Origin of the sequence: Paracoccus sp. MA (assembly GCF_020990385.1) — a bacterium.
Classification (GTDB): Bacteria; Pseudomonadota; Alphaproteobacteria; order Rhodobacterales; family Rhodobacteraceae; genus Paracoccus.
In genome coordinates this window covers 1,457,020-1,475,098 of record NZ_CP087598.1, presented here as the reverse complement: position 1 = coordinate 1,475,098, position 18,079 = coordinate 1,457,020, and the positions used below count along the sequence as shown (strand labels likewise).

The window sequence follows — 18,079 nt, the reverse complement described above, 5'->3', positions numbered from 1 at the left end:
ACGAGCCGCCACGGACGGTTGGCCGAGTGGTCGAAGGCGCACGCCTGGAAAGTGTGTAGGCGGGGAACCGTCTCGAGGGTTCGAATCCCTCACCGTCCGCCACTTGCCCTTGCGAAAGCGTTCTCCCGATCCGGCTCCAGCCGGAATTTCTCGTTGTTTTCGAGGGTTATGCGGGAGAGGCTGAGCACTGGCCTCTGGACCAAGAGGTCAGAAAGCGCTCTCTCAGGGCCGATATTCTCCGGACCTGTTGCCTGCGTCGATTTGGTGAATTTTTTCTAAGCGAATGTAATTATTAGACCTTTTTGGGTGGCGTGCTGAACACTTGGATTTCAGGGTCGCACCCCAGAAGGAACACAAATCGAACTCCGCCAGCTGTTCGCACTCCTCAACCGTCAGCCTGAGATGGTCCGGCCGAGACGTCCACCACGCCATCTTGCTTCCAGTCTTCGGCGTCCAGATCCCGCACACGAGCAAGGAAAACCCTGTGGAAATCGTTGATTTTAGAGGTCAGCCACTGATGCTGGCGGGGCCAGTCTCGCTCGTCTTCCGGATCGACATTCGTCATGTAGACCGAGATACGGCAATCGCGCCGCGTGGGGAGTTCCTCCCACTCGAGGGGATAGCCGAGCTCGTGCTCGATGGCTTGCCGTTGTTCGTGGAGTAAGTGAAAGAAGGCCTTCGCCTGGTCGCCAGCGATGTATAGTTCCGTCCTGATCTGTCGCTTCGGGCGGATCATTACCGCTCCAAGGTTGAAACCGGTCCGACCAATAGAGTAGCCCATCCACGACTGCGGCTGAGGTTTACGGCCACCGGAAACAGGACCTGCAGCTTGGTCAAGCGCCTGATGAAACGCGCCCCAATAGGCTCGCTGCTTCACCCGCGTGTCAGACAGTTCCGCTTCATCGATGGCTCTCGCGGCCTGCGCTACCGAGCGAGACCAGTCGTTCGGCTTGGAAACGATGTTGAATTTGGGTGCAGCGGGCGAGTCCCCGATCCTCCACAGCTCAACCTCCAATCCGAAGAACCGGAAGCTCTCGTCTGTGATCTTGTTGAGCCAGTCGAGTGTCGAACGATGCTCTTCTGTGAATCTGGCTGCAATCCATACAATCGTCACGGCTTCCAGCCCCGAGGCATACGTCAGGAGCTGCCCCAGGTGACTGTGATCCGTGCGTTCAAGCTGGTTCTCGACGAGCACCCAAGCACCGGTTCCGATGTCCTTGCACAGGATGTCGGCCCGAAATGGTCCAACGGCCTTCTCCTGTGCTTCCAGTTCGAGGTCGATGCCGAGCGCTTCGCCCAGTACCGTCAGGTTTTCTTCTCGCGCCAACCACGGGGTGAAGTCACTGGACTCGCTCGTCCAGATATTCCGTAGATCGACACGGGTCAGTCGACCGAGAACATGTTTGGAAGCAGTCATCTACTTTAGGCCCTCAATAGTATTCGCGAATATACCCGTAGGCCTTCTCGAAAAGCTCTGCATCCTGGTGCAGCTTGTAGCGAAAGAGCGTCTGACGAAGCGCCTTTTTTACCTCGCGTTCGCCCGCGTGCGTGGCTTGCCAGCCGTCGAACCTCACCGCACGCACGATCTCATCGATATCGTCCACTACCCGCTTGACCATCACGGGCGTGTCGCCGTTCCGGGCTTCCTCGAACAACTCGGTCAACGCCGCCTTGCCACGGTCGATGTCCTCTTCTTCCGGCGTCTCGCGTTCGGTCTTAACCACGTCTTTCGCCAGCGCCAGAAGCTCCTTCAGGAAGTCGATCGACAGCAGGAGACCCTGCTGATGCCGGTTCTTCAGGTCCTCCAGGCGCTCGCCCAGCGCCTTGAACTTCGGATTCCCCGCATGCTTCCGTAGGCGGCCCGCCAGCTTGACCGAGATTTCCTTGGCCTTCTTTTCCGGGTCAGGGTTGCCGAGGACCGCTTCGAGCAGTTCGGCATCCAGAACCAGCGTATCGAGATCATCCCGCACCGCATCCACATGGACGTTCTCGTGGATCAGCTCGATGGTCTTGGCGCCCAGCCGATGCCAAAGCAGCCGCCCTGTGCCGCTGGAGGGCTTCAGCGACTCGTAGACCTGCGCCAGCCAGCGATAATCGGTCTCGTACTGCGTCAGCACCGGATCGGGCGACAGGGCCTCCCAGATCCGCGCGAGCACGCTGAAGTCGGCCGCAAAGGCGTCGCGCAGGTCGTTGTTCGGGATGCACTCCTGCGCGGCGATCAGGCCCTCGTAGCCGGTCAGGCTCCGGTCCACGCCCGCAAAATAGGCCAGGCACTTCTGCAGCGCGGTCGGCAGTGCGTTGATCAGCTCGGCGATGTTCGACACCGCCTTTTGCACGCCTTCCTCGTCGAACTTCAGCGCCTGCGCCACGTCGTCGAAGATGCCGAGGTAGTCGACGATCAGGCCATGCGTCTTCTGCTCGCCATAGGGACGGTTGGTCCGGCAGATCGCCTGCAAGAGCGTGTGGTCGCGCAGCGGCTTGTCCAGATACATCGTCTGCAGGATCGGCGCATCGAAGCCGGTCAGCAGCTTTGACGTCACGATGATGATCTTCAGCGGGTCCTTCGGATCGCGGAACCGGTCGAGCAGCTTCTCCTCGGCATCGCGGTCGCGCTTGAAGGCCGCATATTCCGGCTCGCCGCTGTTGACCGAGATCACCACGTCCGAAACCTCAGGCGGCAAGTGGCGGTCGAGTTCCTGCTTGTAGAGCAGACAGCTTTCGCGGTCGAAGGTCACGACCTGCGCGCCAAAGCCGTTCGGGGCGACCTTCTCCTGGAAGTGCTTGGCGATGTCGTCGCAGATCGCGCGGATGCGTTCGGGCGCCTTGACCAGGATCGACATCTTGGCCGCCGCCTTGCCCAGCCGATCCCGGTCCTCGTCGGTCAGACCTTGCGTCAGCTCAGCGTAGGCCTCCTCGATGGCCTTCTGGTCGATGTGCAGGTCCACCAGCCGCGGCTCGAAATGCAGCTCCTTCGTCGCCCCGTCGCGGATCGAGTCGTTCAGGCCATAGCGGCTCATGTAGCCGCCTTCGTCGGTGTCGGCGCCAAAGGCGTAGAAGGTGTTCTTGTCGGCGCGGTTGATCGGGGTGCCGGTCAGGCCGAACAGGAACGCGTTCGGCAGCGCTTCGCGCATCTTGCGGCCCAAATCGCCTTCCTGTGTGCGGTGCGCCTCGTCCACCAGCACGATGATGTTGTCGCGGTCGTTCAGTACACCATCGGCTTCGGCGAACTTGTGGATCGTGGTGATCACCACCTTGCGCGCATCCTTGCCCAGCAGATCGGCCAGTTCCTTGCGGCTTTCCGTGCGCACCATGTTGGCCATGTCGGCGGCATAGAAGGTGCCGGAGATCTGGCTGTCGAGGTCGATCCGGTCCACCACGATCAACACCGTGGGGTTCTTCAGCGCCGGGTGCAGCCGCAGCTTGCGCGCGGCGAACAGCATCAGCAGCGATTTGCCCGACCCCTGGAAATGCCAGATCAGCCCCTTGCGCGGCTGGCCCGCCACGACCCGCGCGACGATCTTGTTGACGCCGTCCACCTGCTGATAGCGGGCGATGATCTTGATGCGGTGCTTGCCCTTTTGCGTGGCGAACGCGGTGAAGCTGTCGAGCATGTCGAGCACCATCGCCGGGCGCAGCATCGACGCTGCGGCCTTTTCCACCTCGCCCAGCGATTGCTTGCCGTCACCGTCGCGCCAGGGGCCCCACATATCAACCGGCATCCGGACGGAGCCATAGCGGAACTCCTTGCCCTCGGTCGCCACCGAAAAGACGTTGGGCACGAACAGCTCCGGCACGTTCTTCTCGTAATCGTCATGCACCTGCAAGGCGGCGTCGAGCCAGCTTTGGCTGGACCGCACCGGCGTCTTGGCCTCGATCAGGACCAGCGGAATGCCGTTGACCAGCAGCACCAGATCGGCGCGCTTTTCGGTCTTGCCGGCACGGACGGTGAACTGCTGGGTGACGACAAAGCTGTTCTTCTCGATCCCGTCAAAGTCGATCAGGCGGATGGTGACATGTTCGCCATTTGCGCCGAAGGGCATTGAGCGTTCGCCCAGCGCCCACGCGGCAAATTCCTCGTTCGCCTTTACCAGCCCGTCCGACCGCGCGCCCATGACGATGGCGCGCAGACGGTAGAGCACGTCATCGGCCCGGCCGGGGTTGGCGGCGATGTCGGGGTTCAGGCGGATCAGGGCGTCGCGCAGATGGGGTTCGACCAGAACCTCTTTCGGCTGGCGGGGAAGGTCGGCGGGGGCGACGTAGTGCCAGCCAAGGCCCGCGATCCTGCCGCCTGCGCGCGCGAGGCCGGTGGAGAGTTGCGCCGGGCGGGCCGAGGCCGCGCCCGTGAGAAGGTCGCGCAGATGGGCTTCGACGGTGTTGGACTCGTTAAACAAGCGCTGCCTCCAGAATCTTCTTCTGTAACGCCTGTGCACTGGCCTTTCGCGCTTGTAGCGCTTTCAAGCGCAAGACGAACTTATCTCTCAAAGACGACAGCTCAGCTTGTAGTTCGCGGCCTGGAATTGCGAAGAGCAATCGCTTCTGCGTCGTGATCGGAACTTGGTTTCGTGTGCTCTGGCGCATTATTGTGCTCAATTGATACTTAAAAACTGAACTCTCCAGAAACCAGCGCAGATAGTCTGGATCAAGATTTTCAGAGTTGCACCGATAGTATGTGGTCGAGGTGCTGGCGACGATAGGTGTGGGCCATTCGGGCAGACGGGTAACTCGACCAACGGTGGCATTGTGGGAAAGCACAATGTCCCCGGTCTGGGCTGGAGGGATACGCAGAGCAGTCGCTCTTTCTGGCCGGATGCGACGACAGCTTTCCAGATCAATTTCACCATCATCTGTGATATCCGTAGCCGACAGATATGGATATCCGACGGAGCCTAACTCAGAAGCGGTCGGATATTGCGACCCGTGGTTTCCGTCTTGCAAGGCTGCAAGATACCCGAAGTCCAGCAAATCCTGCCCCGTCAGGATGCGCCAGCCATCTTCAGGTTTTGCCTTGGCCAGATCTGGCTTTCCTTCCGGAAGGTTTAGCGGACGACTGATAACTTCCTTCTCGGTCGCAGCCTTGGTGGCAATGAGTGCATCAATTGCCGCATCAAACGCATATTTGATCGCTTCGCTTGCCGATAGCGCCTCCACCAACCGCGCCTGCTCCTGGATCGGCGGCAGCAGGAACTCGAAGGCTTCAAGGTCCGAGAAGTTGATGTAGGGGTTCACCGACCCTTTCGAATGCTTGATCGAATAGCTGTGGAACGCCTCGGTCTGCATCAGGAAGGGCAGCAGGTCGGGCATCAACCGGGCGGGGTCTTTCGTCTCGAGGACGAAGGTCGTGTTCGCCGTGATCCCCTCGAAATCCGCCAGCGCCACCTTGCGCAGATAGGTCCGGCGCGACCCGTAAAGCACATGCCCCGGTTTGAACCGCATGTGGAACGCTGGACCAAGGTAGTCGTCCCCGATCAGGCCCCAGCGCCGAATACGCAGATCGTCGGTGTCCATGTGTTCCCCGGCGACATAGCGTTCGAGCCCGGAGTCCCACGGATCGACCTTGTCGTTGACCTTTCGCACCACGTCGCCAAAGGCAACGCGCCTCCACCCCGCTTTGGAAATCGGCCGCTCAAGCATCGGCATCCTCCGCAGGCGTCAGGCCATCGAGCATGTCCACCAGTGCGTCCATGCCCGACCAGAAGTCGCGCCCATCCTCGTCAAAAGTCGCCCAGGTCGCCGCCAGCGTGACACCGCCCGCCACCGCCGCCTTGGGCCGCTTCACATAACGGGCGATCGACAGGTTGCCGCCCTCAGCCAGCACATCCGCCACCTCCGCCACCGCGGCAAAGCCGGGATCATCCGCAAAGGCGTGATAGGCCGACAGGATACGCGCCTGATGGTCGGGGCGCAGAAAGCTTTGCGCGCGTTCGCGGGCAATCTCGGCGACCGCGTCGATGAAGAGGATGCGCCCCTTGCGCGCCTCGGGCTTCTGCGACCGGCAGATCACCACGCAGGCCTCCATCGGCGAGTTGTAGAACAGCCCAGGCCCCAGCCCCAGCACGCATTCGACCCGGTCGGATTCGATCAGCTTGCGCCGCATCTCGGCCTCTTCATTGCGGAATAGGACGCCATGCGGAAACAGGATCGCGCACCGCCCGGTCTTCGGGTGCATCGACGACAGGATGTGCTGGAAGAAGGCGTAATCAGCCCGACCCTGCGGCGGGGTCCCAAGGAAGTTGCGCCCCCAGGCATCCTGCTCCCAAGCGCCACGGTTCCATTTCTTGATGGAATAGGGCGGGTTGGCCAGGACGACGTCGAAGGTGCGCAGCCGGTCGCCCTGCACGAAGGCGGGCGCGGCCAGCGTGTTGCCGCTGGCGATGTGGAAATCGTCCACGCCATGGATGACCAGGTTCATCCGCGCAATGGCGGCGGTGATGGTGATCAGCTCCTGCCCGTAAAGGCCGGTTGTGCGGATGTCGCCCCCGCGCCGCTTCACCTCGGCCAGACACGAGATCAGCATGCCGCCGGTGCCGCAGGTCGGGTCATAGATGCTCTCGCCCGGCTGCGGCTCCAGCATCTGTGCCATCAGATGGACGAGGGTGCGGTTGGTGTAGAACTCCTGCGCGGTATGGCCGCTGTCGTCGGCGAACTTCTTGATCAGGTATTCGTAGCCATTACCAAGCTCGTCCTCGGGCACGGCGGCAAGGGTCAGCTCGTGCTTGGAGAAATGCTCGATCAGGTTCTTCAGCGTGCTGTCAGGCATCTGGGCCTTGTCGGTCCAGTTCGCATTCCCGAAGACGCCCTGCAGGCGTTCGGGGTTGGCGGCCTCGATCGCGAGGAAGGCCGACAGCAGCGCCCGGCCGACATCGCGCGGTGCTGCGCGCACGTCGTTCCAATGCGCGCCTTCGGGGATCACGAAGCGGTCGTTGGCGGTGGCGGTCGCGTAGCCTTCATCGCCGGTTTCGTCGAGGGCTTGCTGGTAATCCCCATCCCAGACGTCGGACAGCCGTTTGAAGAACAGCAGCGGGAAGATGTACTGCTTGTAGTCGCTGGCATCGATGAGGCCGCGCAGCAAGGTGGCAGCGCCCCAGAGATAGCTTTCGAGTTCGCGTTGGGTCAGCCCGCTCATTGCAGCCAGCCTCCTTCGACCAGCACCTTGCGCAGGTGGTCCTCGGCTTCCCGGGCGTCGGCCAGCGCGGTCTTGAAGGCATCGACGGCCTCGGGCAGCGGCGGGATGTCCTGGCCGATGGGCGGCAGGACGTAACGCGAGATGTTCAGCGTCCAGCCTTCCTTCTTGATCTCGTCCAGCGTCGCCACCTTGGCGCGATCCTCGACATCCTCGAATGCGCGGTACCAGGCGACGATCTGGTCGCTGTGCTCCTGATCGAGGAAGTTCTGCGCCCGGCCTTTGCGGAACAGGCTCGAGGCGTCGATGATAAGGACCTTGTTCTTTCGAGCCTCGGGCTTCTTACGGCGCAGGATGACGACACATCCGGCCAGCTGCGTGCCGTAGAACAGGTTCGGCGCAAGGCCGATCACCGCCTCGACCATGTCCTTTTCCAGCAGGGCCTGCCGGATCGAGCCTTCGGCCGACTTCCGAAACAGCGCGCCTTGCGGCAGGACGACGGCCATGCGGCTGTTCCCGATGGGCGCCATCGACGCGATCATGTGCTGGACGAAGGCATAGTCGCCGTAGCTTTCGGGCGGGATGCCGTACTGTGCGCGGCCCCAAGGGTCGGCCTCCCACAGGTCACGCCCCCATTCCTTGAGCGAGAACGGTGGGTTCGCGATGACGCAGTCGAAGGTGGCAAGGCCGCCAGTGCTGGAATCCGTGAAAGCCGGGTTCCGCAACGTGTCCTCACGGGCCACCTGGAAGTCCTCGATCCCGTGCAGGACGAGGTTCATCCGGGCGATCGCGGCCGTGGTCAGGTTCTTCTCTTGGCCGTAGATCTTGCCGTAGAAGGTGCGCGGGTCGCCGCCCTTGCGCATGACATGCTCGATAGCCCCGAGCAGCATGCCGCCCGTGCCGCAGGCGGGGTCGTAGATGCTTTCGCTTTCCTGGGGATCGAGGATTTCGACCATCATGCGCACGACGCTGCGTGGCGTGTAGAACTCGCCCGCCTTATTTCGACGGGTGACGTCGGCGAACTTGCCCACCAGATATTCATAGGCGTCGCCCAGCACGTCGGTGCTGACGGCGGTGTTGCCGAGCCCGATCCCCGAGAACCCCTCGATAAGATCCTTCAGCAACTCGTCGGAGAACTTCTCCTTGTTGCCCCAGTCCGCCGAACCGAATACGCGGAAAAGCGTGTCCGGATTGGCCCGCTCGATCTCCTGCATGGCCCTCTGGAGGGCCGCGCCGACGTTGGCCGGGACTTCCCGGATGTCGTTCCAGTGACAGCCCTCAGGCAGCACGAAACGGTGCACCTCCGGAAACAGGGAGGGGTCCGCTTCGCCGTAGATCTCACGAGCCTCAGCCGTCTCTTCGTCCCAGACGTCGGAGATGCGCTTGAAGAACAGCAAAGGAAGAATGTAGCCCTTCCAGTCGGTACGATCGACTGCGGAGCCGCGAAGAGTATTCGCGGCGTCCCACATCGCAGATTTCAATTGCAGACCATTGTTCAACGAATCGTTCATTCTTCACTCTGAGTGCCGCCGGGGGCCTTGGGGGCTGCGCTTGCCTCGACCGCCTTCAGCCGTTCATATTCCTCGACGGCCAACACGACGACGACAGGCCGCCCGTGCTTGGCCACCGCCACCGGTTCGGTACGAGCCAGATCGATCAACCGTCCAAAGCCGTATTTCGCGTCTTTCGCGCTTAGGGTCTGCATTCGTCTCCCCGCCTACGCCTTCGCCACTTTTGGCCAATTTGGCCCAATGAAGCAATAGCCGCAGTGGCGTGAGATTGTGCGGCGAGGTGTTCAGGTGCCGGAGAAGAAGTGCTTCTGCTCGATCCAGCTGAGCGGGAACGGGTCCATAAGGCCCGCAAGTGTAATGGCATCGTTCTGTCGTCCGTCGAGAACCGCCTCAATGATGCCAGGCTCAAGCTGCGTCAGGCGCAGGATGCGCGTCATATAGGACGTCGCGATCCCCTCGCGCTCGGCCAGTTCGGCGATGGTGGCGAACTCACCCGACTCGAGCATCCGCTTCCAGCGGAAGGCGCGGGCCAGCGCCTTGACCAGCGTGTTGTCCGCCTTGCGGTCTGGCCGGAAACCATCGGGCAGGTGCATTTCCTTGCGCCCGCCGCGCTTCACGACGCGGAACGGTACGTGGAGGGTCACCGTCTCGGGGATCGGAGCCCGGCGGGTCATGCAGCTCCTCCGATGCCGCCGGCCAGCATCTCGCGCGCGAGGCCATAAAGGCCGTCCACGCGCAGCCGGACGTTCAAGCCTCCCACGCCGATGTCGACCCGCTCCACCGACAGCGCTACGATGCGCGCCTGCTCGGCAGGGAATAGCTCGTCCCACAGCGGGTCGAGCTGCTGCAGGGCTGCTCGGGCGTCGGTTTCGGTGATGTTGGCGTGGGCACGCGCTGCCTTCCACGTGCCCGCGATAATCTCGGGCTGGCGGAAGACGGCACGCAGTTGGTCGAAGACGGCGGCCTCGATCTCCCCTGCTGGCACTCGGCCCACGGGGCATGACCCGGCACCGTGCTTCAGCACTGTCTGGCTGACGTAGTAGCGGTAGAGCCTGTCGCCCTTGCGAGTATGGGTCGGCGAGAACGCGGCGCCATCGGGACCGAAGAGTAGTCCCTTCAGCAGTGCGGGCGTGTCGGCGCGAGTCCGGGCGGCGCGCTTGCGGGGGCTTTCCTGCAGGATGGCGTGGACGCGATCCCACGCTTCGCGGTCGATGATCGCGTCGTGCTCACCGGGATAGCTTTTGCCTTTGTGGACCGCGTCACCGATGTAGGCGCGGTTGCTGAGCATCCGATAGATGTATTTCTTGTCGATTCGATTGCCGCGCGGCGTCCGGAGGCCGCGTGTGCCGACCTCTCGCGCCAGTTCCGTGCAGGACCCGATCTCGAGGAAGCGGGCGAAGATCCAGCGCACATGCGCAGAGGTTTCTTTGTCGACGACCAGTTTCCGGTTCTCGACCCGGTAGCCGTAGGGCGGCACGCCACCCATCCACATCCCTTTCTTCCTGCTGGCGGCGACCTTGTCGCGGATGCGTTCGGCCGTCACCTCGCGCTCGAACTGGGCGAAGCTGAGCAGGATGTTCAGCGTCAGCCGCCCCATGGACGTGGTCGTGTTGAACGACTGCGTGACGGAGACGAACGTCACGCCGTTCCGGTCGAACACCTCGACCAGCTTGGCGAAGTCGGCGAGCGAGCGCGACAGGCGGTCGATCTTGTAGACCACGACGACATCGACCAGCCCGTCCTCGATGTCCTCCAGCAGCAGCTGAAGGCCGGGCCGTTCAAGCGTGCCGCCCGAGATGCCGCCATCGTCATACTGATCGCGGACCAGCACCCACCCTTCGGAGCGCTGGCTGGCGATATAGGCTTCGCAAGCCTCGCGCTGGGCATGCAGGCTGTTGAACTCCTGCTCCAACCCCTCCTCGGAGGATTTGCGGGTGTAGACGGCGCAGCGCAGCTTGCGGACGGGTTTCGATTTTTCCGGCGGCTTCGTCATGTCCGGCCCCGGTGATTCCTGAGGCCGAAGAACACCCAGCCGTTCCAGCGCGTGCCGGTGATCGCACGCGCGATGGCGGAGAGCGACTTGTAGGGCCGCCCCTGCCATTCGAAGCCTTCGGAGGTGACGGTAACGACCTGCTCGACGCCCTGCCACTCGCGCAGCAGCCGCGTGCCGGTGATCGGGCGGCCGCGATCGGCGCGGATGCCGCGCTTCTTCTTGTCGCCGCCGTCCAGTTCCTCGCCGAGCCGTTCCAGCCGCCGGATCGTCTCGGGCTTCAGCCCGCCATAGGCGAGTTCCTGAATGCGGTAGGCCAGGCGGGATTCAAGGTAGCGGCGGTTGAACGGCGGCGGCTCGCTGTCGAACAGGTCGCGCCACTGTTGCTTCAAGTCGGGCGTCGGTGTGGTCTTGAGCGCGGCCAGGCGCGCGAGGATGGGATCGGACTTGTTCATGCATTTCTCCGGGGCGTCGGAGTTGCATGACGGCATTGGTCGGACTGATAGTGTAGGCAACTTTCTCCAGTGTCGTCAGATTCTTCTACTGTCTCCCGCGTGCGCAGCCGACCCAGCCCGAGCGCCAGCAGCCTGCACAGTTCGGCGCGGCGCTCGGCCGGGGTCATCAGCATGGGGGACAGGGGATTGGGTCGTTTCATCAGGATCAGCCCGGTTGCTTCTCCTGAGGAAAAGCCACCCGTCCCGGAGGATCGGGACAGCGGGCACAAGATTATTTTGCCTTTTTCCTCTCTCGGGTTAGCCTTGGCAAACTCTGATCATGGAGACCTGCATGGTTCGAGCGCCTGCCAAGTCCTGCCCCGCCCTGTTCCGCCTGTTCGGCGATGCTGAGGCGTCGATGATCGCCGCGTTCCTGCAAATGCGGGTTTTCGACAAACTGACCTGGCTGGTCGATTACTACTTCGATCCGGATGAAACGGACGGGAACGTGCCGGCCGCCATGCTGCGCGAGCAGCGCAAAGAGAAGCTGTCACCGCTCGAAAACGAAGCGGCCCGCATCGTCACCATGTCGTCAGATCGCGGCCAGTTCGCGCTCGACGGACTGGTTCGCTCCAAACTGACGACAGAGCAGAAGCGCGAGTTCGAGGGGCAGCGCGACGCGCTGGCGCGCAGCTTGTGGGCTTATCTCAAGGAGCCGATGTTGTTCGAGGCGGCCGAGAACACCCTGCATCTGCGGCTCTATCGCCGCTATGACCGCCACTACCAGACGTTCATGGTCGCGCCTGTGGAAGACGGCGCGGCTGATGTCGCCTCATCAGCGCTGGACACCTTGCTGGACGATCTGCGGGATAGGCTCGATCGGGGCGACGGGTATGAAGTCGACCGGTTCGCTATTCCCCAGGACGGCGATGTGCCCGCCGAGGTCATGTACCTTGTGGTTCACCCGGAAGCCCCCACCAGTGTGCGGGAACTCCACGACGACGGGCAGCGCACGACAATGTATTTCCGCCCACCAGGGGAAATCATGATCGTGCACACCCCGAGTACCGGACGCGTGCATGTCCGTGCTGGGACCCGAAAGCTTCGCCATGACGCGGCCGAGAGCTTCATCAGAACGGTCCTCGAGCAAGAGCCCTCGCAACAACCTGTCGATTTTCAGGCCTACGACATCGCGCGGTTCTTTAACGGGTTCGATCTGGGACTCCCCGAGTTCGACGACGCAAGCATCCTGCGAGCTCGCGTGATCCGCGCGGACATCAGTATCGGAAACCTCGCCAACAGGCTGTCGGTCTCGACGTCCCTGGATGAAGACATAGGCCAGCTGATCAGCGATCAGCCGGGCCTTGAGAGGATATTTCGCAATGCCCTCGCGATGCGGTTCGTGGAAATTGCTGTTCAATACCGGCGGGCGGGCGTGGACGGCGAGCGCACGCTGGACTTTACCCTGACGGATCGAAACACCACGAGCCTGCTGAGCCTGGATGATCCGTTCGAGCGCGTCCTCGGTCACCGCTTGCTCCGCCATTGGGGCATATTGCGTGATGGTCGCGCACCGACGCCCAGAGAGAGCACGGCGGTGCTGCCTGCATTGCTGGCTTTGTGGAACCTGGCATCTGACCGGATAAACGGTGCCTGGCTTCATGAGCGGGGGGTAGACGTCAAAACCCTGCTCGATCTCGGGTTCCTGGTCCCCTCAGGTTGGGAGGGTGACGACCTGATCGACGAAGAAGACGATTTCGGGGAACATGTGGCAAAGGTCGTGGAGCGTCCTGAAGGACTCGAGCTTCACTCGAGCGACGGCCAGTCATCGTCGGCCGCGCTGCCTGAGCGTTACCGTGTCTATCGGATTCGAGACGGATGGGTCGCCAGCCACCTGCGCGAGCAGCTTGGCAAGGCGCTGGACATCACAGCGATGGAGAACATCCGGCCCGACCTCATCGCGCTCGGCGCACTCGAAATCGACGGGCGTGATGTGCCGCTCTATCTCGCGCGCCGACTCGAGGACGAACGGGTCCGCGCCGCCATCGACACCGAGCTTCGCGCGCGTGACAAACAGGGGATCGGGCTCGTCCTGCAGGCGGGCGACGTGGCCGGCGTCTGCCTGGCGGCAAATGTGCTCGCCAGACTCGCCGACCATATCCTGCCGGAGGGAGCCGAATTTGCTGTCGATCTGACAAGCCTGACGGCAGCATTTCGTCGGAACCGGTCGTTGGCCCAAGGTGGGGCGGCTGTCGAGTTCCACAAGTCGGGCACCGGCGCCGGGGTGCTGAGCGTACCAGGCCGAGGCACGATCGACATTGTGGGGGAAAATCGCGTCACGGTCATCGATCGACTGGTACAGGCATATCCGACGCCCATGAAGACCGAGGACATGATCGCAGGGTTCGGGGGGCAATCCCTCAGCAGCATTTTTGGCCAGCCATTGTGGGACAAGCTGAAGGCTGGCTTCATGCGCTCTCCGAAGCGCGGACAATGGGAGATCGCGGTCTGACCGCCAACTGCGCTCCAACTGCGTTCAGGGGCTCTGACTAACTGCGATTCGCTGTTTCATTTGAGTTGCTCCTTCAACGACGGAGCATTTCAAATGCCGACCCACAACTCTCATCTCCCGGCGGTGCGCTGCGCGCAGGACCGCACGCCCCGCATCTCATCTAACGACTGGCGCTGCAGCCGCTGCGGCGCACTGCTTGGCATCCACCGCGACGGCCTGATGCATGTGAGCTTCGCGCGCGGTCACGAATATCTGTTCAGCTATCCCGCCACGGCGACCTGCCGGCGCTGCGGGACCATGAGCCAGACGAAGGGACCGGCGCGTTAAGCCGCGCCGTTCCCCTGAATTTCCCGATCATCAGAGGCGCACGACGCCCTGAGGCCCGAGAGAGGCGCTGGACGCCCGGCCGGAAGGCTGGCGTCCCGTGTCTTTCTCCTGGTTCGCGATCCGCGAGGATCTCGCCCGTTCGTCGTCGACCCTGCAATCTCAACGCGATTATCGTGCCGTCCGGTCGGCCGAACCGTCGCTTCGGCCTTACGCCGATATCGTCGGGCTGCTCGGCGCCCTGCATCATGGGCATCTCGATTTCGATGGGCGAAACGCCATTCTCGCCGCCCTCGTGCGCAGGTCACAAGGCCGCGATCGTCCCGCGGGATTGGCCCTGCACGTCATGCTGCTTTCCCTGTGGCCGGGGCTCGATGCGATCCGCAACCGCTGCCTGCGTCGTCGTGTCGGCACTGCTGACGAGATCAGCTCCGACCTCCTGGCCCGCAGCACGGAAATCATCCGGACCCTTGATCTCGGTCGCGTCACCAATATCGCCGCCACCGTGCTGATGAACACCGAACGCGATCTGTTGCGCGCCCATCGACGCGAGATCGACCGCCAGCAATCTTGCGCGGAGGTAGAACCCGACTGGATTGCCGCGCCGCCGTCATGGGCGGAACGGGCCCGGATGCGGGCGGAATTGCGGGCTGATCTGTCGGCGGTAATCGGGTCAGATGCCGATCTGGTCCTCGGCGTCGCGGTGGACGGCTTAAATCAGATCGAGATGGCAAGCGCGCTCCGCCTGTCCGATGGGGCGGCGCGGAAACGTTATCAACGCGCCGCTGCGCGCCTGCGAGGCCATTACCGGCCTTGAGCCGCCTCGTGCCACGGATCCACCACCTCCACGCCCATGGCGGCGAAGGGCGCGGTGTCGCGGCTGGCGACGGGATAGCCCTGTGCCGCGGCAATGGCAGCAATCGCGCCATCGGCAAAACTCACGGCCTGTCCCTGCCGGCGCGCCGTTGCCATCAATACTCCGAAGGCACTGGCAGCGGCCTCGTCGAACGACAGGATACGTGCCGGAAATACCTCGGCCAGCATCTGCTCGAGCCGCGCGTCAAGATCGTCCCGACGCCGCCCAGCGTCCAGGCATGCAATGCCGAACCGCAACTCGGCCAGGCTGATGGTGGTCAGGTGCAGGGTGGTCAACTCTTGCCGGTTGAGCCAGTCGATCACCCGCGGCTCTGGCGCCGGCTTCATCGTCTCCGAGACGACATTGGTGTCGAGGATGATCATTCGAAACCGGCCGGCTCCGCGGGCGTCCGGTCGCGTTCGACCGAAAGGTCGTCCGTCTCGGCGCCGGACCAGATACTGCGCATCAGATCACCCGCGCGCGGGCGCGACTGCGGCAGCACCGCGCGGGCAATGATCTCGCGCAACTCGGCCTCGGCGCTGCGACCATGCGCGGCGGCCTGCGCCTTCAGCGCGCGATGCACCTCTTCCGGGATCTGACGCACGACGATCTGGGCCATGATGAAGCTCGCTCGATATCAATTTTAATTATAGATATCACATTTAATCGCGGCTTCAATGTCCCGATCGGCGTGCGGGGGTGGCTTTTGAACAGGTGAAGCCCCTGTTCACGAGCCCGATCGATGACACTGCCGCCCATTCCGCCGCCTGATCTCCTGAAACGTCTGCCGGGGTATTACCGCCGCTGGGAGCTGACCGAGCTGGTGATGCCAGACCGGTATTACTTCTTCGAAGCAGCCGGCCAGCATGAGGATGGCGAGGACCTCTTCGCGGTTTATGTCCAGCCGGCTGATATGGCGCCGGGCGAAGGGCGGCTGCAATGAGCGCGCCCGGCATCGATCGCGACCAGATCGCGCTGTTTGTCGACGTGGTCTTTTCCTGGTGCGACGGCCTGATCCCGCTGCGCGGTCTGCCCGAGAAGGGCGTGACGCCGGTGCCGTCGAACGACCTGCGCTGGATCCCGGCAGACGCGAGCGCGCCCGAGAACATCGCCACAGCCGCGCGAGCCGCCGCCTCCGTCGGGCGCGCGATCTATGTGATCCCCGGCACGGTCGGAAACAGCGGCGAGGGCCGCGCTGAGCATGTCCGGCAGATGCAGGCGCTGGTCGTCGATCTCGACGAGGGCGACATCGCCGCCAAGCGGGACCACCTGATCCACAACCTCGGCCCGGCGACGCTGACCATCGAGAGCGGCGGGGTGACGGAGGCCGGACAACCCAAGCTGCACCTGTGGTGGAAGTTGACCGAACCGGCCGAGGGCGAGGACCTCGCCCGGCTCTGCCGGCTTCGGGCGGCGATGGCGCTGAAGGTCGGCGGCGATGACAGCTTCGGCTCGGCGCATCAGCCCATCCGGGTGCCCGGGACGATCCATGGTAAATATGGACGGACGGCGCAGGTCCGGATCGTCGACCAGCAGCCCATTGAGGTCGATCTGGCTGAGTTCGCGGCCCTCGTCGCTGCGATGCCCGCGCTCACCCCGGAAACCTCAGGCTCAGCGTGGTTCGACTTCAACGCCGGTAGCAAACCCGCAGTCGATGACGTCCTGACCACGCCGGTGCGCGAGGGCACGCAGGATGACTGGACCCGGTTCCACGGGGCCAGCGCCGCGATCGGGCACTACCTCCGTCAGGCGCATGATGGCCGGCTCAGCCTCGACGAGGCCTGGGAGGCAATCTGCGGCTACAACGCCGCCATGTTGCGGCCTAGTTGGTCCGAGGAGCGCCTCAAGGCCGAGACCCGGCGGCTCTGGCAGCGGCATCTCGAACGCAACGGACCTGCGCAGCCGCCGCGGCAGGAGGCGCCGACAGCCCCGCTCGCCTGCTTCAGCCTCGGCCAGCTGCTCGATGACCACAGCGCGCTGCCCGACGACATCATCGCGCCGCGCGTGCTCACACCGGGCGGCCTGCTGGTCCTTGGCGGAGCGCCCAAGGTCGGCAAGAGCGACTTCCTGATCTCCTGGCTCGTCCACATGGCCGCGGGCGTGCCGTTCCTCGGCTTCACGCCGCCGCGGCCGCTGCGGGTGTTCTACCTGCAGGCCGAACTGCAGTATCACTATCTGCGCGAGCGTTTGCACCAGATCGGCCTGCCGTCCGAAGTCCTTGTTGCCGCGCGCGACGGCTTCGTCGCCACCCCGCGGCTGAAGCTGCTGCTCGACCACGGTGGCGTCACCCGCGTGCTGGAGGCGATCCGGAGCGCTTTCCGCGACAGCCCGCCCGACATCCTCTGCGTCGATCCTATCCGCAACGTCTTCGACGGCGGTCCCGACAGCGGCGGCGAGAACGACAACAGCGCGATGATGTTCTTCCTCAAGGAGCGGGTCGAGGCGCTGCAAGACGCGATCAATCCCGATGCCGGGATCATCCTCGTCCACCACACGAAGAAGCTGTCGAAGCAGCAGGTGAAGGATGATCCCTTCCAGGCGCTCTCCGGCGCCAGTGCTCTCCGGGGCTACTACACCTCCGGCCTGATCCTGCACCGCCCGGACGAGGACAGCACCGCCCGTCGCCTCGAGATCGAACTGCGCAACGGCCCGGCGCTCGAGCCGAAGCTGGTCGACAAGATCGGGGGTACATGGGTTGAGGTCAGCCCGCTCTTCGAACGCGTCGTCGGCCAGGAAATGGGCGCAAAGCACGATACCGAGCGGGATCGCAAGCGCGACGTCATCCTCTCGATCCTGCTCGCCGAGGCCGCCGAGGGGCGGCTCTATACCTCGACGCAGTTCCGCGAGGCCTTCGAGAACCAGTTCGGCCTTGGCAGCCAGTCGACGATTCGTGACCGGATCAATGTGCTGAGCACCAAGGGCTATATCCGCTTCCTGCGCGATGGCACCGAATTCGGCCACGAGGTCGTTCGCTCGAGGTTCGGATATCTCTGCGTCCACGGCATGGTGTTCGGCAGCGAGGCGCAGGTCGATCCGGAGTCCGGCGAGGTGCTGTCGACCGGCAAACCGGTCGTTCCCAGCCACTACAAGTCGCCCGCCAACGGCCTCTGCATGGAGCTGGAGGACCCCTGCAACTGGCCCGATCCGGAGGACGACCATGCGTGAAATCGTCCTCCAACACGTTTGTTCGTCCTCCCGGATTTCTTGTTCGACCTCAGGACAAACATGTTCGTCCTCCTCCGTTGTTCGTCCTCAACCCTGCAAAATCAATGGTTTGGCACAGGACGAGGACAAACATGTTCGTCCTCTTGTTCGACCTCTGTTCGTCGTCG

General features: G+C 63.4%; 16 protein-coding genes and 1 tRNA gene. 6 read left to right on the top strand and 11 right to left on the bottom strand.

Going from position 1 to position 18,079, the window contains the following annotated elements; all coding sequences use genetic code 11:
- The first annotated feature begins 12 nt into the window (after nucleotides 1-12).
- Nucleotides 13-102, top strand: a tRNA-Ser gene (locus LOS78_RS14395).
- A gap of 283 nt (nucleotides 103-385) precedes the next feature.
- Here LOS78_RS14395 and LOS78_RS14390 read toward each other — a convergent pair.
- The 9 genes from LOS78_RS14390 to LOS78_RS14350 form a co-directional block, all read right to left on the bottom strand.
- Nucleotides 386-1,417, bottom strand: coding sequence for a DUF4268 domain-containing protein (locus LOS78_RS14390; RefSeq protein ID WP_230377252.1), 1,032 nt, complete (start codon nucleotides 1,415-1,417; stop codon nucleotides 386-388).
- A gap of 13 nt (nucleotides 1,418-1,430) precedes the next feature.
- Nucleotides 1,431-4,391 (bottom strand): type I restriction endonuclease subunit R, encoded by a 2,961-nt coding sequence (locus LOS78_RS14385; RefSeq protein ID WP_230377250.1) that lies wholly within the window; start codon nucleotides 4,389-4,391, stop codon nucleotides 1,431-1,433.
- On the bottom strand, nucleotides 4,384-5,631 hold the full coding sequence (locus tag LOS78_RS14380; protein WP_230377249.1) for a restriction endonuclease subunit S: 1,248 nt from the start codon (nucleotides 5,629-5,631) through the stop codon (nucleotides 4,384-4,386). The genes LOS78_RS14385 and LOS78_RS14380 overlap by 8 nt, the downstream gene beginning before the upstream one ends.
- Entirely contained in the window at nucleotides 5,624-7,123 is a 1,500-nt protein-coding gene (locus LOS78_RS14375) for a class I SAM-dependent DNA methyltransferase (RefSeq protein WP_230377248.1), read from the bottom strand. The genes LOS78_RS14380 and LOS78_RS14375 overlap by 8 nt, the downstream gene beginning before the upstream one ends.
- Nucleotides 7,120-8,631: a class I SAM-dependent DNA methyltransferase gene (locus LOS78_RS14370; protein ID WP_230377247.1), complete on the bottom strand. Its 1,512-nt coding sequence runs from the start codon at nucleotides 8,629-8,631 to the stop codon at nucleotides 7,120-7,122. The genes LOS78_RS14375 and LOS78_RS14370 overlap by 4 nt, the downstream gene beginning before the upstream one ends.
- On the bottom strand, nucleotides 8,628-8,825 hold the full coding sequence (locus LOS78_RS14365; protein ID WP_230377246.1) for a type II toxin-antitoxin system Phd/YefM family antitoxin: 198 nt from the start codon (nucleotides 8,823-8,825) through the stop codon (nucleotides 8,628-8,630). Before LOS78_RS14365 ends, LOS78_RS14370 begins: the two co-directional genes overlap by 4 nt.
- Nucleotides 8,826-8,915: 90 nt before the next feature.
- Nucleotides 8,916-9,305 carry a hypothetical protein gene (locus LOS78_RS14360; RefSeq protein WP_230377245.1) on the bottom strand — a complete coding sequence of 130 codons (390 nt, stop codon included), beginning with the start codon at nucleotides 9,303-9,305 and terminating at the stop codon, nucleotides 8,916-8,918.
- Nucleotides 9,302-10,624, bottom strand: a complete 1,323-nt coding sequence (locus tag LOS78_RS14355) for a recombinase family protein (protein WP_230377244.1) — start codon at nucleotides 10,622-10,624, stop codon at nucleotides 9,302-9,304. The genes LOS78_RS14360 and LOS78_RS14355 overlap by 4 nt, the downstream gene beginning before the upstream one ends.
- Nucleotides 10,621-11,076: a DUF2924 domain-containing protein gene (locus LOS78_RS14350; protein WP_230377243.1), complete on the bottom strand. Its 456-nt coding sequence runs from the start codon at nucleotides 11,074-11,076 to the stop codon at nucleotides 10,621-10,623. Before LOS78_RS14350 ends, LOS78_RS14355 begins: the two co-directional genes overlap by 4 nt.
- 331 nt (nucleotides 11,077-11,407) lie before the next feature.
- Here LOS78_RS14350 and LOS78_RS14345 point away from each other — a divergent pair, with 331 nt between their 5' ends.
- The 3 genes from LOS78_RS14345 to LOS78_RS14335 all read left to right on the top strand — a co-directional run bounded on the left by LOS78_RS14345 (nucleotide 11,408) and on the right by LOS78_RS14335 (nucleotide 14,708).
- Nucleotides 11,408-13,567, top strand: coding sequence for a hypothetical protein (locus tag LOS78_RS14345; protein ID WP_230377242.1), 2,160 nt, complete (start codon nucleotides 11,408-11,410; stop codon nucleotides 13,565-13,567).
- Nucleotides 13,568-13,660: 93 nt separating this feature from the next.
- Nucleotides 13,661-13,894, top strand: coding sequence for a hypothetical protein (locus LOS78_RS14340; RefSeq protein ID WP_230377240.1), 234 nt, complete (start codon nucleotides 13,661-13,663; stop codon nucleotides 13,892-13,894).
- Between the two features lie 97 nt (nucleotides 13,895-13,991).
- On the top strand, nucleotides 13,992-14,708 hold the full coding sequence (locus LOS78_RS14335) for an RNA polymerase sigma factor (RefSeq protein WP_062563252.1): 717 nt from the start codon (nucleotides 13,992-13,994) through the stop codon (nucleotides 14,706-14,708).
- On the opposite strand, the gene LOS78_RS14330 is transcribed toward LOS78_RS14335, so the two are convergent.
- Both LOS78_RS14330 and LOS78_RS14325 read right to left on the bottom strand, forming a co-directional pair.
- Nucleotides 14,696-15,130 (bottom strand): type II toxin-antitoxin system VapC family toxin, encoded by a 435-nt coding sequence (locus tag LOS78_RS14330; protein ID WP_011748362.1) that lies wholly within the window; start codon nucleotides 15,128-15,130, stop codon nucleotides 14,696-14,698. The genes LOS78_RS14335 and LOS78_RS14330 overlap by 13 nt on opposite strands.
- Complete coding sequence (locus tag LOS78_RS14325) at nucleotides 15,127-15,366, bottom strand: Arc family DNA-binding protein (RefSeq protein WP_018000085.1); 240 nt, start codon at nucleotides 15,364-15,366, stop codon at nucleotides 15,127-15,129. The genes LOS78_RS14330 and LOS78_RS14325 overlap by 4 nt, the downstream gene beginning before the upstream one ends.
- A gap of 123 nt (nucleotides 15,367-15,489) precedes the next feature.
- On the opposite strand from LOS78_RS14325, the gene LOS78_RS14320 reads away from it, so the two are divergent.
- Nucleotides 15,490-15,690, top strand: a complete 201-nt coding sequence (locus tag LOS78_RS14320; protein ID WP_230377239.1) for a hypothetical protein — start codon at nucleotides 15,490-15,492, stop codon at nucleotides 15,688-15,690.
- Nucleotides 15,687-17,912: an AAA family ATPase gene (locus tag LOS78_RS14315; RefSeq protein WP_230377238.1), complete on the top strand. Its 2,226-nt coding sequence runs from the start codon at nucleotides 15,687-15,689 to the stop codon at nucleotides 17,910-17,912. Before LOS78_RS14320 ends, LOS78_RS14315 begins: the two co-directional genes overlap by 4 nt.
- The last annotated feature ends 167 nt before the right edge of the window (nucleotides 17,913-18,079 follow it).

Bases quoted from the DNA above. Each gene is read 5' to 3' on its own strand.
- LOS78_RS14340 (WP_230377240.1), top strand. From the start codon at position 13,661: ATGCCGACCCACAACTCTCATCTCCCGGCGGTGCGCTGCGCGCAGGAC.
- LOS78_RS14360 (WP_230377245.1), bottom strand. From the start codon at position 9,305: ATGACCCGCCGGGCTCCGATCCCCGAGACGGTGACCCTCCACGTACCG.
- LOS78_RS14320 (WP_230377239.1), top strand. From the start codon at position 15,490: ATGACACTGCCGCCCATTCCGCCGCCTGATCTCCTGAAACGTCTGCCG.
- LOS78_RS14345 (WP_230377242.1), top strand. From the start codon at position 11,408: ATGGTTCGAGCGCCTGCCAAGTCCTGCCCCGCCCTGTTCCGCCTGTTC.
- LOS78_RS14375 (WP_230377248.1), bottom strand. From the start codon at position 7,123: ATGAGCGGGCTGACCCAACGCGAACTCGAAAGCTATCTCTGGGGCGCT.
- LOS78_RS14325 (WP_018000085.1), bottom strand. From the start codon at position 15,366: ATGGCCCAGATCGTCGTGCGTCAGATCCCGGAAGAGGTGCATCGCGCG.
- LOS78_RS14365 (WP_230377246.1), bottom strand. From the start codon at position 8,825: ATGCAGACCCTAAGCGCGAAAGACGCGAAATACGGCTTTGGACGGTTG.
- LOS78_RS14315 (WP_230377238.1), top strand. From the start codon at position 15,687: ATGAGCGCGCCCGGCATCGATCGCGACCAGATCGCGCTGTTTGTCGAC.
- LOS78_RS14350 (WP_230377243.1), bottom strand. From the start codon at position 11,076: ATGAACAAGTCCGATCCCATCCTCGCGCGCCTGGCCGCGCTCAAGACC.
- LOS78_RS14390 (WP_230377252.1), bottom strand. From the start codon at position 1,417: ATGACTGCTTCCAAACATGTTCTCGGTCGACTGACCCGTGTCGATCTA.
- LOS78_RS14380 (WP_230377249.1), bottom strand. From the start codon at position 5,631: ATGCTTGAGCGGCCGATTTCCAAAGCGGGGTGGAGGCGCGTTGCCTTT.
- LOS78_RS14370 (WP_230377247.1), bottom strand. From the start codon at position 8,631: ATGAACGATTCGTTGAACAATGGTCTGCAATTGAAATCTGCGATGTGG.
- LOS78_RS14355 (WP_230377244.1), bottom strand. From the start codon at position 10,624: ATGACGAAGCCGCCGGAAAAATCGAAACCCGTCCGCAAGCTGCGCTGC.
- LOS78_RS14330 (WP_011748362.1), bottom strand. From the start codon at position 15,130: ATGATCATCCTCGACACCAATGTCGTCTCGGAGACGATGAAGCCGGCG.